At 47.1% G+C, this 17366-nt stretch carries 14 protein-coding genes; 8 read left to right on the top strand and 6 right to left on the bottom strand.

The annotated features are described in order from the left end of the window. Positions 1-44: 44 nt before the first annotated feature. The 3 genes from L6H98_RS07635 (at position 45) to L6H98_RS07625 (ending at position 3537) form a co-directional block, all read left to right on the top strand. The gene (locus L6H98_RS07635) at positions 45-1649 is read left to right on the top strand and encodes an extracellular solute-binding protein (RefSeq protein ID WP_236414066.1); all 1605 of its coding nucleotides are present in this window, start codon (positions 45-47) and stop codon (positions 1647-1649) included. A 91-nt stretch (positions 1650-1740) separates the two neighbouring features. Further along, positions 1741-2631 (top strand): ABC transporter permease subunit, encoded by an 891-nt coding sequence (locus tag L6H98_RS07630; RefSeq protein ID WP_236414064.1) that lies wholly within the window; start codon positions 1741-1743, stop codon positions 2629-2631. 15 nt (positions 2632-2646) lie between these two features. Then, the gene (locus L6H98_RS07625; RefSeq protein WP_236414062.1) at positions 2647-3537 is read left to right on the top strand and encodes a carbohydrate ABC transporter permease; all 891 of its coding nucleotides are present in this window, start codon (positions 2647-2649) and stop codon (positions 3535-3537) included. A gap of 90 nt (positions 3538-3627) precedes the next feature. Here L6H98_RS07625 and L6H98_RS07620 read toward each other — a convergent pair whose 3' ends face one another. The 5 genes from L6H98_RS07620 to L6H98_RS07600 form a co-directional block, all read right to left on the bottom strand. After that, positions 3628-5388: a sensor histidine kinase gene (locus tag L6H98_RS07620; RefSeq protein ID WP_236414060.1), complete on the bottom strand. Its 1761-nt coding sequence runs from the start codon at positions 5386-5388 to the stop codon at positions 3628-3630. A 9-nt stretch (positions 5389-5397) separates the two neighbouring features. Then, positions 5398-7032: a response regulator gene (locus L6H98_RS07615; RefSeq protein WP_236414058.1), complete on the bottom strand. Its 1635-nt coding sequence runs from the start codon at positions 7030-7032 to the stop codon at positions 5398-5400. Between the two features lie 214 nt (positions 7033-7246). Continuing rightward, complete coding sequence (locus tag L6H98_RS07610) at positions 7247-7621, bottom strand: VOC family protein (protein WP_236414056.1); 375 nt, start codon at positions 7619-7621, stop codon at positions 7247-7249. Continuing rightward, positions 7622-8140 (bottom strand): SRPBCC domain-containing protein, encoded by a 519-nt coding sequence (locus L6H98_RS07605; protein WP_236414054.1) that lies wholly within the window; start codon positions 8138-8140, stop codon positions 7622-7624. 28 nt (positions 8141-8168) lie between these two features. Beyond that, the gene (locus L6H98_RS07600) at positions 8169-8516 is read right to left on the bottom strand and encodes a metalloregulator ArsR/SmtB family transcription factor (protein WP_236414053.1); all 348 of its coding nucleotides are present in this window, start codon (positions 8514-8516) and stop codon (positions 8169-8171) included. Between the two features lie 338 nt (positions 8517-8854). Here L6H98_RS07600 and L6H98_RS07595 point away from each other — a divergent pair, with 338 nt between their 5' ends. The 4 genes from L6H98_RS07595 (at position 8855) to L6H98_RS07580 (ending at position 14610) form a co-directional block, all read left to right on the top strand. Continuing rightward, complete coding sequence (locus tag L6H98_RS07595) at positions 8855-11431, top strand: glycosyl hydrolase (protein ID WP_236414052.1); 2577 nt, start codon at positions 8855-8857, stop codon at positions 11429-11431. A 279-nt stretch (positions 11432-11710) separates the two neighbouring features. Further along, positions 11711-12001: a metalloregulator ArsR/SmtB family transcription factor gene (locus tag L6H98_RS07590; RefSeq protein ID WP_236414051.1), complete on the top strand. Its 291-nt coding sequence runs from the start codon at positions 11711-11713 to the stop codon at positions 11999-12001. Between the two features lie 74 nt (positions 12002-12075). Then, positions 12076-13257, top strand: a complete 1182-nt coding sequence (locus L6H98_RS07585; protein ID WP_236414050.1) for an MFS transporter — start codon at positions 12076-12078, stop codon at positions 13255-13257. Then, positions 13258-14610, top strand: coding sequence for an ISL3 family transposase (locus L6H98_RS07580; RefSeq protein ID WP_236414049.1), 1353 nt, complete (start codon positions 13258-13260; stop codon positions 14608-14610). A 105-nt stretch (positions 14611-14715) separates the two neighbouring features. On the opposite strand, the gene L6H98_RS07575 is transcribed toward L6H98_RS07580, so the two are convergent. Next, entirely contained in the window at positions 14716-15639 is a 924-nt protein-coding gene (locus tag L6H98_RS07575) for an ArsR family transcriptional regulator (RefSeq protein WP_236414357.1), read from the bottom strand. 172 nt (positions 15640-15811) lie between these two features. Between L6H98_RS07575 and L6H98_RS07570 the strand changes: the two genes are divergently transcribed. Further along, on the top strand, positions 15812-17302 hold the full coding sequence (locus tag L6H98_RS07570; protein WP_236414048.1) for a glycoside hydrolase family 43 protein: 1491 nt from the start codon (positions 15812-15814) through the stop codon (positions 17300-17302). Positions 17303-17366 lie beyond the last annotated feature (64 nt).

Genomic DNA, 17366 nt, shown 5'->3' with positions numbered 1-17366 from the left:
TTCAAGCAAGTCTTCACTGAAATCATTTCATAGGGGGAACGAGCATGGCCAAGAAAACGAAATCCTTGATTTTGACTTTATGCATGTCCACCATTCTTATGACCGCGTGCAGTAATGACGGCAGCACCGGCAAAAATCCGACAAGTTCGGACTCGGGTAACGCTGAATCAGGAACGGTAACCATTCACACGGTAACCTCCGAGTACACGTCCGCAAAGTATCCGAAGGGCGATGATATTACCAACAATGTTTGGATCCGGCGATACAAAGAGAAACTGGGTGTTGAAGTCAAAACAGACTGGGTGAGCGATGAGTATAATACCAAATTGAACTTGGCCATTTCCTCGAACGATCTGCCCGATGTATTCAGAGTTAATCCATCCCAACTGCAGCAGTTAATTGAAGCGGATATGATCATGGATCTTACGGATGTCTTTGAGCAAAATGCTTCGGAACGTCTTAAAGGGTATATGGAGGCGGATGCTGACAGTTTCGAGTCGGGGAAAAAGGACGGCAAGTTATATGGAATCCCGCAAATGCACTGGGGATTGATCGAACAGCCCGACTTTATCTGGATACGGAATGATTGGAAAGAAGAACTTGGTTTGGAAGATCCGAAAAATATGGACGACGTCAAAAACATTGCGCTGAAATTGATGGAGAAACACGGCGGGTATGGCATGGCGGTTGACCAATCGTTGGATTACCTTAACTTGCTCGCCATTGGCTGGAACGCCCATCCGGATCTGTGGATCGAAGACCAGAGCGGGAGCTTGGTATACGGTTCGATCCAACCTGAAATGAAAGCGGCGTTAGCCGAATGGGCAGAATGGTACAAACTCGGCATTATCGATCCGGAATTCGCGATCAAAGACTTCAACGCCATGAACGCAGATATCGTCGCCGGCAAGGTTGGCATGCAGCCGTATTATCAATGGTGGGGGTACAATCCTGGTGTAGATACGGTGGCCAATTTGGGCAAGGACGCCATCTTTTACCCTTATACCATTCCTACCGTCGACGGAAAAGAAGCCAAACAATCGATTTTCTTTGCAAATAACAATTATGTGGTCATGAAAAAAGGCTTCGCGAATCCAAAAGAGGTCATCGACATCTTGAACGATTATGCCTATATCGTCGATGAAGGTCAGGGCAAGGAATCCAAGGAAACGTTATCCGCCCTACTGGACAACGATATCGCTCATGTCGTCGGTGCCTTCCGTGTGCTCAACCCGAACTCCGACTACGAGCAATACGAGGCCGTATCCGCGGCACTTCAATCCGGAGACAGCAGCGGCCTAACCACTTCGGGCATGTGGCAGAAATATAACAATAGCGTCGAGTTCATGAAGAATGCAACGCCAGGAGCCGTCGGCGATTATTTGCAGCAAGGTGCTCCAAAGAACGCGTACGGTCTTGCCAAGAAAGTCCTGGACGACCAAAACTACATTAAGACGGCACTGTGGGGAGTAACCCCCGAAGTGCTGGCAAGTTACGGCACAACTCTGGATGACCTTTTGACGGAAGGGTTTACCAAGATCATCATGGGTACGGAAAGCATTGACTATTTCGATGTGCTCGTCCAGAACTGGAGAGCAGCTGGCGGTGACGAGGCTACCAAGGCCGTGAATGAAGCCTACGGAAAATAACGAGCCATACTCCAAACGGGATGAGCCTGTTCTCGTCCCGTTCTCTATTTGAAGAACAGAAGCTCATCACATCAGAAACGGAGGAATTCGAATGCTGAGAAAATGGAGACAGCAAAGCTCCTACCATCTCATGCTCATCCCAAGCTTGGTCTTGGTGTTCATTTTTAGCTACATCCCTTTCTACGGACTAATCATTGCGTTTCAGAAATACAATCCGGGCCTTGGATTCAATTCACCTTGGGTGGGCTGGGACAACTTTACACATGTGTTTAGTCAACCGAATTTCGTGAGAACCATCTGGAATACGCTGTACATGTCCGCGTTCAAAATCGTCGGAGGTATTGTCGTTCCCGTTATTTTCGCTTTATTGCTGAACGAAGTGATACACAGTGCCGTCAAACGTACCTTCCAAACGCTCGTATATATTCCGAACTTCCTGTCTTGGGTCATCATGGCCGGAATCATGCTGGACATCCTTAGCGCCGACGGCATTATTAACACGTTTTTGAGCATATTCGGGATTGCCCCCATCTCTTTTCTCGGCACACCCTCGATCTTTCCATGGACCATGATCGTGAGCGACATCTGGAAAGGCTTCGGCTTTGGCACCGTGGTGTACTTGGCAGCGCTGACCAGCATTGACCCGGGGCTTTATGAGGCCGCAGTGATTGACGGAGCCAAACGCTGGAAACAAACGATATATATTACACTGCCTCTCCTTATGCCTACGATTGTGTTAATGACCGTACTATCGCTCGGCAACGTGCTCAACGCCGGCTTTGATCAAATCTATAACCTGTACTCCCCTGTTGTGTATCAGACCGGTGATATCATTGATACCTATGTATATCGTCTAGGGATTCAGCAGGCACAGTATTCCATCGGCACGGCCGTCGGGTTGTTCAAGTCCGTCATTTCCAGCGTGCTCATGGCGCTCTCTTATTTTCTGGCTTACAAGGTAGCCGGCTATCGTATCTTCTAAGGAGGAACCCTCATTATGATCAACGATAAAAGCATGGGCAGGCGCTTGTTTCATATTGTGAACTACACGATTCTGATTGTAATTTCACTCCTCTGCATTCTGCCGTTTATCAACCTGTTGGCGGTTTCGTTCAGCAGCAGCTCGGCCGTCTCGGCCGGCAGCGTTACGTTCTGGCCTGTCGATTTCTCGACAAAGGCTTATGAATTTGCATTATCCGGAGGTTCGTTCTATACCTCTCTCTGGATCGCCATTAAACGCACCTTGCTTGGTATGCTGGTCAATCTCGTTTTAATGGTACTTACCGCGTATCCACTCTCGAAATCGAAACAAAAGTTGATGGGACGCAACATGTATATGGGATTCTTTATCATCACGATGTTATTTAACGGAGGGTTGATTCCAACCTATCTGGTTGTGGTCAAAATGGGCTTGATCGACTCCATCTGGTCCCTGATTCTGCCCGGAGCCCTTCCGGTATTCAGCATGGTCATTCTGATGAACTTTATTAGAGGTTTGCCGGAGGAAATTGAAGAATCGGCCATTATCGACGGTGCGGGACCGATGCAGGTCCTGGTTCGGATTTTACTCCCCCTGCTCAAACCCGCTCTTGCAACCGTCGGTTTGTTTAGCATCGTCGGCCATTGGAATTCATGGTTCGATGGCATCATTTATATGAACAATCCGGATAACTACCCGTTACAGAGCTACCTGCAGACCCTTCTGCAGAGCTTTGAGCAGATCATGTTGAAATCGGGAAGCGATTACACTCAGCTCCTTTCCATGATGAATGCTAGAACCGGACGCGCGGCTCAAATGTTTCTCGGCGCCATTCCGATTTTGCTCGTTTATCCGTTCCTTCAGAAATACTTTACCAAAGGGTTGGTGCTTGGCAGCGTCAAAGGGTAGGCAAAAAAGCTTGCAGCATGGTCTGCAAGCTTTTTTTCAAATTCAATATTACCCAGCCTGCCGATCCATCTTCGGATTCCATCCACAGGCTCATGATTTCGTTTCCGGCAATTCTGGTATGGCAGGCAGCAAAATGGTAAAAACCGTACCTTCGCCAAGCTTGCTGTTCACCTGCACTCCATAGGGCCTGCCAAAGTGAAGCTGAATGCGCCGATGCACATTATGCAGGCCGATCCCCCTCGCTCCCGTATCCCTATCCTCCCTTTCGTCCATCACGTTCCGGATCGTATGATGGTCCATACCGACACCGTTATCGCAAACTTCGACGGCAATATCGCTGCCCTGCGCTTGGATTCGAATGGTGATCACCCCATCCTCTTCAAGATCGGCAAGGCCATGGAAAATCGCGTTTTCGATCAGCGGCTGCAAAATCATTTTGGGCATATAATACGCCGACAATCCATGTTCGATCTCGTATTTCATTTGAATGCTGCCATAGTACCGCACGTTCTGAATGGTGGCGTAGTTGGCGATGTTTTCCAACTCTTCGCGTATCGTTACCAAGGTCCCGTCAGACCTTGTCGCGTACCGAAGCATCGAAATCAGCGCATCCGTCATGTCCACGATTTTGTCAGCCTGCTGCATGGAGGCGATCCATTTCACCGAACCAAGCGTGTTATACAAAAAATGAGGGTTGATCTGGGCATGCAGCGCCCGCATCTCGGCTGCCGCCTTCTCCATTTCTTCCTGCTGAACCCTCTCAATCATGCGCTTCAATTCATACGACATTTTGTTAAAACGAATGGACAAGTGTCCAATTTCATCCCGGGAACGGATTTGTTCGACTTGATCGAAATGTCCCTGTTCAACCAAGGTGATATTACGCATTAGTTTCTTTATGGGACGTGTTATGACATGGGATAAAGAGATGGAAATAATCGCAGCAAAGAGGGACATGACCATGGCCAGCATGACCAGATTGCGGCCCAGTATTTTGCCGTCGGCAGTCAACTCATCCAGAGGCATGTACAAGTAGGTCGTCCATTTCTGCTGGCTCAGCGGACTGGTCACTACGACATTTAATGCTTCATCTGGCCGAACATTGTCTCGGAACAACGTGCCGATCAACCTCTCATTGACGTTATATACAATTTTGTCGTCCGCGTCGACGATCATGAACCTTGAACGCAGACCTTCCTGCAAGTTGCGATTGACAATTTCGATAAACTTGATGTCGATGCTCACAACGATGACGCCAAGCAGCCTTCCGGTAGTCACATCATGAATTTTCCGAGCATGCGAGACGGCTAATATTTTATTTTTCAACTGTTGATCGATTCGGGTCGTTAGCGTAATGGTTCGATCTTTGGTATGCATGAATTTTTTGAACCACAGCTCGTTCTGCATGTTGAAGTTTCGGTCGATCGGCTGATTCGGGCTGACGAACAAATCTTGCCCCCCATTCAGGTTGTACAGGTAAATCGAGAATACACGGTCCTTCATCATGATGTAATTCATCAAAATGTCATAAGCGGCATTTTCATTCTGCTCACCCCCGTCCCTCAAAAAATCCTGAATCGGAAAACTTCCTTCATGGGTCGCAGATAAACTGCCGCTAAGTCCGTTGCTGGCCAGCAGCGAAATTTTCTCAATCTCTTTAAGAAACTCGTCAATGCGAATGTTCGTCTGCTTGGTCAGATCGCTGAGCAGCGTGGTATAATTTTGTGCGAGCAGCCGTTCGGAAGAATAATACGAATTAATCGTCATGACGAATACCGGAAGAATAATGACCGTTATGCAAATCACCATAATTTTGTATTTAATTTGAACCAGCCGGACATGCTTCCTCACGATGCACCTCTATTCGCGAATCACATGGGAGCCTTGCTGCATTTCTCGATACTCCTCTGGACTGACGCCTACCGTTTTTTTGAATATTTTGCTGAAGTAGGTGTAGTTGTGGTACCCTACCTTGTCTGCAATCTCATAAACTCTCCATTCCCTGCTCATGAGATAGCTCTTTGCGCATTCGATTCGAACCCGGGTTAAATAAGAGATAAAGTTCTCCCCTTTCTCCTGTTTGAACATTCGGCTGAGATACGACGGGTTGACGTTGATTTGGTTGGCTACGCTGTGCAAAGAAATGTCCTCGGCATAGTATTTGTCGATGATCTCGATCGCGAGGTCCGCGTAGGTACGCTCCTGCATGACCCGGGAATCGGCCTTGAAATAAATTCCGATCTGAGCCAGCAAAGCTTGATGAATATCATCCCAGCACTCCCCTTTCAGGACGGTTTCGTAGGGCGACTTCTCTGCAAAAGCAGGTTGTGTCCGTTGTGCAGTCCGGGATACATGTGCGTGTATCATTTCCATAACCAGGATGTAGTTTTCACGAATGCTATTTTCATCCGCATGCAGCGCCTCCAGCTCCGAACGGACGGCTTCAAGAAATGCCGCCGCCTTTTTCTCGTCTTTGCTTATCCATATTTTCAAAAAATCTTGTTCCTGCTGCGCGTTCAGGATCGCATTCACTTCTTTCCGGGGCGGAGCATGGACCACATCTTCATAAAACAGTACCTGTTTGCTGCCTGCGTAGAATCCCTGGCGGAGAGCAGATTCCGCCTCCTGATACGCCTTTCTGATGCTGCCGAAACCCGTTACGGCAGTGCTTACGCCAGCCGTGAGCGTTACATTCATCAAATCTTTGATGGAAGAAAGCAGCTTGTCGCACAGTTTCCTGATATCGGTGCCTACTGATGCACGATCCGGAGGAATGTTGACGATGACCCAATATTCAGATGAACTATCAACGACGATCTCCTTCTCCCATCTGGATGGAATGATCTCCTCCATAATATTTAGAATGGAAAAACGGAGCAGCTTTTCCCCCTTCTCGACATATTTCTTCTTTGTATCCTCGTAATAGTTTACGATAAACTTGATGACCACCAACTTGTCCGATCTCACGCGTACACGCAGCTCTTCGGCCTTCGCGGCAATATCCCCCTCCTCTATGAATCCGCTTACAAGATCATGAAAAAACGTATCCTTTAAATGGTTGAGACTCTGCGTGTACGTATGTGGATTGACGGGCATACCGGCTTGGCTTCCAAACTCCTTCCGCAGCTTCTGACGAATCGAAGCAAGCAGTTCTGCGAGCGTGGTCTCTGTGATCTCGCTTTTGATCAAATAATCGGAGGCACCTAACTTCAACGCCTCTTTCACATAATGAAGCTCGTCAAAATTGCTCAAAATGACATACTTGCAGGTTTTTAAAGCGTCAGCGGCCCTTTGAATAAGCTGCAGCCCGTCCATGACAGGCATTTTGATATCCGTAATGATGAGATCGGGCGAAACGTCCAGCGCAAGTTCCAGCGCTTCCTTTCCATTCGCCGCTTCACCAACGACATAAAATCCGTGTTCCTCCCAATCAAGCATGGAACGAATGCCAACTCGCATCAGCAATTCGTCATCGACGATCATCAATTTATACATGAAAATCCTCCGATTTCCGTTTTCATAGAGTATACTGCACTATACAAAGTGGAGAATTTGGAGCTGGAACAATCAATCCATTATATGCATATTTCAAAATACTAATCCAGACATTGAGCCAAATCCGTTTTCTGCAATCGAGGCAATAGTTGCAATCCAATGGAAAAAAGCCGCTAATTTAGCGACTTTTGACCGTTACGCTGTGCGTGTCCCTCTATTTCTTTTCCATGACGGCGAAGTAGTTCTGCTCTTGATCTGCAAAGTTAAAGACTCTGCCTGCGGGAAGCTCCACGATTTCGCCAACGGTTACGTTTTTGTCTGCCAAGTCTTGGTACAACTGGTCGAATTGTTCCGTGTAAAACATGAGAGAAGGCGTTCCCAGATTCATCTCGGGGTTCATTTCGGCAACGAGTTCTTTATTATGAAGAACAATGCTGGTTGCCGCCCCCTTTGGAGCCACTTCAATCCATCTCATGGGGCCGCTAACTTCTTCGGAGATGACCTCGAACCCCAGTTTTTCGGTCCAAAATGCTTTGCATTCATCCTGATTGTTGACATATAACATCACTTGCCCAAGTTGAGTAATCATTTATTTAAGCTCTCCTTCCAACAATTCGCCCAAACGATTCCATGTTTCCGTGATTCCTTGCAGCATGCCCATGTCCATCACGTTCTGGAGTGCCTCTGGGGACACGTATTCAGAACGGTTCACCAGCTTGGTTTTGCCGCCCAAATCGATAAATTCCATCGTAATCAAGGAAGATGGCAGGTCGTCGTTAACATTGCCCTCGGCATCCGAGAAATAATCGTTGTAGATGATTCGCTCTGGTTCAACGATTTCCTTATAAACGGCTTTACCCCAGGACTCCATGCCGTAAAATTCACCTTGATTCGGATCAACGCACTTCATGCAGTAATGCCACACGCCGCCGGGACGGAAATCGACGGTGCAAACCGGTATTTCCCAGCCTTTCGGCCCCCACCAGCGTTTGAGATGTTCCGGCTCTTTGAACATTTGAAATACGAGTTCACGCGGCGCATCGAATACGCGTTCCAGCACCAGGATGCGTCCACTCTCTACGTTCGAAACCATTTTGTTGTCGGGCATGTTCAATACTCCTCCTTAGGAAAGGAAATTAGTCTTCTTTTTTCTTGTTTTGAATTTCGCGCAAATAGTTGTCCAAATTATCCAAACGTTCTTCCATAATATGCCGGAAGGATTGTACCCAAAAATCCATCGCTTGAAAAGGTTCCGATCGAAGCGCATAGATCCTTCGGTTTCCATCGGCACGCACTTCCACGATTCCGCTATCGCTTAACACTTTCAAATGTTTCGAAGCTTGTGGTTGGCGAATGCCCAGACGATCAGCGATTTCGCCAACTGGCAGCGGACCATTGCGCAACAATTGGACAATATTCAACCGATTCGCCTCAGCTAACGCAGTCAATGTTGCTATGTCCATTCCCGGGCTATTTCCGGACATGTTGCTCACCTCTGTTAGTATGGTTTCCCGTCGAATCATCTCCTTGATCCAGGATCATTTCAACTTCTGAGAAGAATATACTTCATCAAGTATATTCCTGTCAAGGAATATTGATACTTTACTTTTTCTGCAGCCTATTCTTGTGCTTCCACGATCTGTGAGAGGCGCATTTTCCCGCTTCATTCTCTTCTTCTCTTAAAGAGCAGCAAATCGTCAACTTTTTATGCCATATATTTACAAAGTTTGATGCATATGCTATGTTTACTTTGAAAGCGCATCCATGAGTGGGTTTATTGATCTTTCTTTATCTTATTTCATTTATGGAAAGGGAGATGAGAATGAAAAATCGGCTCAAAAAGGCAAGCGCAATGATGTTGGCCATTACCCTGTTGTTTGGATGGATGACCGTGCCTGTTCATGCAGATGATCCTCCACTCTTCACGATTGAAAGCGAAAACGCTCAGCTCACGTCCGATCTGCAAGTCGTCACTGAAATTTACGGACAACCCAAACCCGGATTTTCCGGGACGGGATTTGTCTGGATGCAAAATTCCGGCACGATCACCTTTACCGTGACTGTTCCGGAAACAGGCATGTACGCGATCTCCACTCGATACATGCAGGAATTGAGCCCTGACGGCAGGCTCCAATATTTGACCGTTAACGGCGTCACCAAAGGATCTTACATGCTGCCCTACACGACTGCATGGTCGAATTACGATTTTGGGTTTCACAAGCTGAATAAGGGAAGCAATACCATACAAGTCAAGGCAGGCTGGGGCTTCGCTTATTTTGACACTTTCACTGTGGATCATGCCGATCTTGATCCGCTGGATGTGCAGCCTGTCCTCACCGATCCTGCGGCCACGCCGGAAACCCAGCTTCTGATGAATTATTTGACAGAGGTGTACGGCAACCATATCATTTCAGGCCAACAAGAGATTTACGGGGGCGGAAATGACGGAAATACCGAGCTGGAGTTCGAATGGATCCACAATCTTTCCGGAAAGTATCCGGCCATTCGCGGCTTCGATTTCATGAACTACAATCCATTGTATGGCTGGGAAGACGGCACAACCGCTCGCATGATCGATTGGGTGAATACCCGCGGCGGGATCGCGACAGCTTCATGGCATATCAATGTCCCCCGCAAATTCGACACCTATCAACTCGGGGATTTCGTGGATTGGAAAGAAGCGACCTACAAACCGACCGAAACCAATTTTAATACGGCCAATGCGGTCATTCCCGGAACGAAAGAATATCAATATGTGATGCTGACCATTGAAGATTTGGCGGAACAGCTGCAGATTTTGCAGGACAACGACGTGCCCGTTATTTTCCGTCCCTACCATGAGGCCGAGGGCAATGGCGGATTGAACGGCGAAGGCGCGTGGTTCTGGTGGGCTTCGGCAGGCGCGGACGTATATAAACAGCTGTGGGACCTTCTCTATACCGAGCTTACGGAGACGTATGACTTGCACAACTTGATCTGGACCTACAACAGCTACGTGTACAGCACTTCTCCCGCATGGTATCCCGGCGATGACAAGGTGGATCTCGTCGGTTATGATAAATACAATACGATCTACAATCGTTATGACGGTTTGTCCGGCGTACCCAACGAAGATGCCATTACTTCGATTTTCTATCAGCTTGTTGATTTGACGGACGGCAAAAAAATGGTGGCCATGACGGAGAACGACACCGTACCGAGCGTACAGAATCTGACGGAGGAAAAGTCAGGATGGCTCTACTTCTGTCCATGGTACGGCGAGCATTTGATGAGCCCTGCCTTTAACGATCCGGCCACGCTGAAAACGCTTTATCAAAGTGACTATGTCATTACGCTGGATGAGCTGCCCGATTTAAAGGTTGACGCAGGAACGCCAAGCGCTTCCATCACTCCTGCACATGTTGAATTTGATAAATACGCGCCCCACCAGAGTGACCAAACCATTACCGTGAATGCCAACGGCAATACGTTGACCGCTCTCCGGTCAGGTACGAATGCATTGACGGCAGCGCAGGATTATACGTTAAATGGCAGCACGCTGCTGTTAAAAAAAGAGTTTTTGTCCCAATTGCCGGTTGGCCAGCATTCGATCATTTTGGATTTTAATCAAGGGCAAGATCCTGTATTAAAAGTCAGCATTATCGATTCAACGCCAAGCGCTTCGCTTTCGCTCACGAATGCGACATTTGATCAACGCGTGAACTTGCAGCAGGATATTCCCCTTACCCTGACGTTAAACGGGCATCAACTGACAAGCATCACAAACGGTAATTATACGCTTATACCGGGACAGGATTATACGGCATCCAACGCTTCCGTCGTTCTGAACAAAGGTTACCTTTCCTCATTGCCGCTGGGTCAGAATACGATCACCTTTCATTTTAGCGGAGGAAATGATGCCATTCTTACCGTGAATGTGGTAGACAGCAGTGTTCCTGCGGCCACAGGAGATTTAACGATTCAAGCCTTTAACGGCAACACAAGTGCCTCTACGAACGGGATCTCTCCCAAATTCAAACTCATTAACTCCGGGAATTCAGCGATTTCATTGAATGACGTGAAGCTGCGATACTATTACACGATTGACGGCGAAGAAGATCAGAACTTCTGGAGCGACTGGGCCAGTATCGGAAGCGCAAACGTGACGAGCAAATTCGTCAAACTGGCAGCTCCGGCGGCCGGGGCAGACCACTATCTGGAAGTTGGTTTCACAACTGCGGCCGGGACGCTGGCTCCTGGCCAGAGTGCCGAAATTCAAACCCGGTTCTCCAAAACCGATTGGTCCAATTACAATCAGGCTGACGACTACTCGTTCCAGGCATCCGGCAGTCAGTTCGCAAACCATGAGCAGGTTACCGGATATCTGAACGACCAGCTTGTATGGGGCATTGAGCCGTAGAAGGAAAATTGAAAACAAGGGGGAGTTGGGGATTTGCCCCTTCTCCCCTTTTTTGGTTTGGGGATACTGCGACGGCCTGTAAAAAGTCCATTGCATTTCTCTATCCCGCTCACTTGCGGCTGAGAACGGGAATGCCTACAAGTTCGAAGGCGCAAAATTTTTGGGTTAACCGGAATTTATGGCGGAAACAAAATCCAAACATTGGACTTAAAAATCGGAGAATATGGTGGTATTTTTCTGAAGACTTGATTTGTAGCGATATCTTAGTACAATGGTTTTATGACTACTCAAAAAATGATAAATGATGAACTCAGAGTCAAAATATTCAAGGCATTAGCCGATGAAACAAGATTGGACATCATACGAGCTCTATACACCAGCAGGAAGGAGATGAATTGTGGAGAAGTAGGAGACATTCGCGATACTACGAAATCGAATACTTCGTATCACTTGCGTGCTTTAAAGGAGGCGAAGTTGATCAAGGTACGAAAAGAAGCCCAAACGAAGTATATGAGCATCGATTTGGAGACATTTCAAACTTACTTACCCGGATTTCTGGATACATTGTAGAAAGAAATTCTTTTTTTAATCATTAGTTCAATAATATTTGAACTATAGAACTAACTATAAAGGGTGAATATAGAATGATCAAATTAACTGCTTTATTTTTCCTGATCATGTTTGTTATCGGTACGGATACGTTTTTGATTTCTCCGCTCATCCCCACTCTTCAGGACTTGTTTCATATCCCGACCGAATATTCGGGTTGGATGGTGGGGTCTTATGCTTTAGGTTATGCCATTTTTGCACTAATTGCTGGACCGCTTTCCGATGGTTGGGATCGTAAAAAAGTCATGCTTTCCGGCATGGTCTGCTTCTCGGTTTCAACGATATTATGCGGCTTTGCCACAGGTTTTTGGTCGATGTTCTTCTTCCGTTTTTTAGCCGGAGTCAGCGCAGCTTTTACGGCGCCTCAAGTCTGGGCCTCCATCCCCGCTCTGTTTCCAACGTCCAAAATCGCCAAAGTATCAGGAATCGTCATGGCAGGCTTGGCTGCATCCCAAGCGTTCGGCATCCCTATTGGAAGCCTGCTTGCCTCCACCCATTGGTCTTATCCCTTTTTTACGATCGGAGCATGTGCATTACTGGTTGCGGTATTTATCTTCTATGCTTTACCCGAAATGAAACCGAATCAAGGCCAAAAAACCAAGACTCCGATGTTCAGCAGATACGTCCCGCTATTGAATAGCCGCATGGCGAGAAGGGCTTTCCTCGCTCATTTCTTATTTCAATGTGGATTTTTTGCTGCCTTTTCTTTCATTGGAAAATGGGTGACGGATCGCTTTCACCTTTCCATTGATCAAGCAGGGTACGTGATGTTTTTTCTTGGTCTCGGGAATATCGTCGGGAGCTTCGGCGGTGCCTATGTGATCAAAACGTTAAACCGTTTCAATACGCTGGTTGTGGGCTTTCTTGTCTCTATCGCATGTTTTATGGTTTTGCCTCACTTGCCATCGGTTGCGGTTTTCGAAAGTGTTTACTTTTTCATATTCGTTAATATGGGGATCGCTTTTCCCCTAATATTGGGAATGCTGAATTCATTAAATCCGACCATCCGCGGCACGATCTCCAGCTTGGCCAATTCAATCATGTACGCTGCGACCACGCTCGGTTCTTGGATCGCAGGCCTGATTTACGCGACTTTTAACGGTTTTTCCGCCGTAGGCATGTTTGCGGCCATATGCTTTGCCGGTTCGTTGTTATCTTTCATATTCAGCGGTATTCTGACCAGTCATACGAAAACAAAGAAGGAGTTTGCATCATAAATGATAGAAGAAATTCATATGGATCGTCTGAATCTTTCAAAATTCAACATCCTGAGTATTAGTGAGAAGGAATTTGATTTTCTAATACAAGTGGTGACGAACTCTCCACCTTTGGCTTGCCCTCATTGTGGATGTATAGCCAACCTCTACAAACACGATAGCAGGGAACAGGTCTGCATGGACCTACCTATTCACGGCAAGCGTGTAGGCCTTCTTATAAAACGTCAAAGATATCGCTGTAGAGACTGCAATCGAACCTTTTGGGAACACTTAGACCACACCATAGACGAAAAGCGAAACTGCACCAAACGATTATTGTCTTTTATAGAGAAGCAAAGCCTTAAACGCACGTTTGTCAGCATATCCGAAGAGGTTGGATTGCATGAAAAAACGATACGTAACATCTTTCGTGATTACATCAATCGTCTTAAAGAAACGCATCGATATGAAACTCCTCATTGGCTTGGGATTGGCGAAATACACATCATTAAGCCAAGATGTGTTTTAACCAACATTGAGGAACGTACTTTGTTGGATGTTTTGCCCAATCGTAACAAGGAGACCGTTGTAGATTACCTCTTGCGTCTTCCAAATATAGGGGAAATCCGATACGTCACAATGAATATGTGGCAACCTTATAAGGATGCCGTGAGGGCTATATTGCCAAAAGCTCTTGTCATCGTAGATAAATTTCACGTTGTCCGTTTGGCAAACCAAGCGTTAGAAACCATACGTAAGCAGATCCTTGAAGGATTATCGCCAAAAGCACGCCGCAAGCTGATGCACGACCGTTTTATCCTCCTCAAACGCCATATAGAGCTTACAGAGACGAATAAAATTACGCTTGACCTTTGGACAAAAAATCACCCTCCTCTTGGCACTGCTTATGACTTAAAGGAATCATTTTTGGATATTTGGGATTGTGATAACAGACAGACGGCATTTCTTAAATACAACGAATGGAAAGTTAAAATACCAACTGAACTGCATTCCGCTTTTGAACCACTTACAATGGCTATGAAGTACTGGGAAGAGGAAATATTCGCCTGCTTCGAACATCGCATTTCAGATGCTTATACGGAATCTCTAAATAGCCTTATTCGAGTCATTAATCATTTAGGCAGAGGATACTCTTTTGAAGCCCTGCGAGCCAAAATACTCTTTACAGAGGAACTTAAAAAGCAGCGTATGCCTAAGAACCAGAGACGGTTTGACAGCTACGATCTACGGGAGGATAACTTCCCGATGTTTAATATGCCGCCTATTGAAGTTGTTCGAGAGCCAGAAGAAATAATCTTCCTGGGCGTCGATTTTTCCACCTTGATCGAGAAATTGGAGAAGGACCAGCTATAAGCCCTTCTCCCTTATGTCTCCTTGCAGGAACTATGAAGTGAAGCCTGAGTAATCTCCATGTTGATTACACCCCCCAATCATCGAGTTTCGCGCATCACGCCATTCTCATAAAAGCGTATCTTTTTTCTGGATCGTTCGGATGACGATATCTTGATTGTGGTTTCCGAAACCGGCCCCATACAATGTCAACCCGCCGACATTAGCGGCATCCTCCTCGACGGAAAAACGAAGCGTCCAGAATAACTCTTCGAGCTTGACGTCTCTGATCGTTATGTTGGACATCCACTCACCATCCATATACGTTCCCGCGTGATCGATTCGAATCGTTTTCAACAATCCGTACTGGTTCACGTTTCTATGCCACCATGGGGGCGTATATTTCCCGCGGGCAGCTCTGCCGAAATCGGCAGGACTGGTCCAGGTTCCAAGTCGCACTCCATTAAACGCAAACGTAATGTCGGATGGCCAATCATCCCTCAATCCCGGCGCCTCGGAAGCGATTTCCATCGAAATTTCAATGGCGTCGGCCGTCTCCGCGGGCAGCAAGTAATTAGGCGTTTTATATTCGACATATCCTCTGCCAAACCATAAAATGGCCGCGTGAACACGTTCGGGATCAAGGAAGTACCGTGGATCGTCCCATACTCCGATTTCCTTCTCATGAGTCCCGAGCCCGCAAGTCGGATGCACCTCAAAAGCCGTATAATGCCCTACCGAAATCGTCTGTTCCTTCACGATATCCCTGACTGATCTGGCTGACGGCAGTTCGATCTCGATCGATTTCTGCTTCAGGAAACACATTTTATGCGTTCCGCCGTTGAGCCGAATTCTTCGGCTGCCGACCAGTTCAGCTTGCTCCAGTTTCCGTACGTGCATTGTCACGATGGAAGGACTAAGCTCCAGCCTGTCGGCGATATCCTTCACATTCATTTCGCCATCGGAGATGAGGTCCATGATCCTCCACCGCACTTCGCTTGCCAAGGCTTCATATAACAGCATGTATTTCATTTCTCCGTTTGCTTTCATTATTCGAAACTCTCCTTGTTCTCGTTGTTGAAATCTTATTTATGTGAATCCAATGGATTTAAGTTGCAGATTCCATCACGGATTATTGTAAATTCACACGCTTTGTTGTTTAATTTTGATGATACCAATGGTTTGAATTCTTATCAACGTGAATTTAGTGAGGTGCATATTTAACATGAACTACAATAATCCTGTAATTAAAGGATTTTATCCGGACCCAAGCGTCTGCAAAGTAGGCGACACGTATTATCTCGTATGCAGTTCGTTTCAATTTTTCCCTGGCGTACCCCTGTTTGAAAGCAAGGACCTGATCAACTGGACGCAAATCGGGCATTGCCTGACTCGGACAAGCCAGGTGCAATTGGCAACGGTAAGCAGCTCCGGCGGCGTTTTTGCCCCGACGATCCGTCATAACAACGGGCGGTTCTACATGACAACGACCAATGACACGACCCGGCAAAATTTCTATGTGTGGACAGACGATATTTACGGTGAATGGTCGGACCCTGTTTACGTCGATCAAGGCGGGATTGATCCCGATTTGTATTTCGAAGACGGAAAAGCATTCTTCATGAGCAACGGCACGGATGAGCATGGCGTGGGCGGCATCATTCAGTGTGAAATCGATATCGAAACCGGCCGCAAGCTGACCCCAGGCCGCGTGATTTGGAGCGGAACGGGTGGTCGTTATTTGGAAAGCCCTCATTTGTATAAAATCAACGGAACGTATTATCTCATGGCTTCCGAAGGGGGTACGGAGTACGGTCATATGGTCACATATGCGAGAGGAGACTCCCCTTCTGGTCCGTTTGAAGCCTATCCGCACAACCCTGTGCTGACCAATCGCAATTTGGGTGGTTACGAGCTGCAGGGCGCCGGTCACGGGGACCTGGTTCAGGATGATCGCGGAAATTGGTGGATGCTGCATCTGGGCTTCCGCCAGATCGGACGCTGGCTGACTTATCACCATCTGGGACGGGAAGTGTTTCTTACTCCGGTTACTTTTGGTGAAGATGGGTGGTTTACGGCAGGACAGGATGGCACTACGCTGACCAGCTTCGAAACCGACCGGATTCCGGACGCCGTCGTGCAACAGGAGAAAACGGTATATACGTTTGAAAATACGGATTGGAACCTGGATTGGTGTTACCTTCGTCACCCCGATCCTGAACAATATGAACTTGCGTCCAACAAAGTTACGCTTAAAGGTACAGATATTACGTTGGATACGCCGCTATCCCCTACCTTCATCGGCTTACGTCAGAGAGATTTCAATGCGGTCATCACTTGCGACGTAACTTTGACGGACGGAGAAGCCGGCATTACGCTTTACATGGATGAAAATCACCATTATGACCTGGCCTTCCGCAAAGTCGGGAACGAGTACAAAGTGGCCAGACGGTTGAATGTCGGCGACATCAAATCCGTGGAGTCGGAGGAAAGTATAGGGACAAGCAATCACGCGACGCTGATTATCCGGGCAAGCGCTGAACGGTACGCCTTCCTGTTCAATTCGGACGGCAAAAATGTCGTTCTGGGGACGGCCCAAACCAGATACCTTTCTTCTGAGGTTGCCGGAGGATTTACAGGCGTACTTATCGGTCTATATGCAAACGGGAAAGGGTCGGCGGCAACGTTCACGAATTTTAAATGCGAGTATCATTGAATTCATATCGGTGATTTTCCGAGTTCCTACATCCAGCTAAGTTGTTAAGGTTAAAGCTAAAAAG

This window comes from Paenibacillus sp. JJ-223 (assembly GCF_927798175.1).
GTDB lineage: Bacteria > Bacillota > Bacilli > Paenibacillales > Paenibacillaceae > Paenibacillus > Paenibacillus hubeiensis.
Note: the sequence above shows the minus strand (reverse complement) of the source record. Positions and strands in the feature narration are given on the sequence as shown.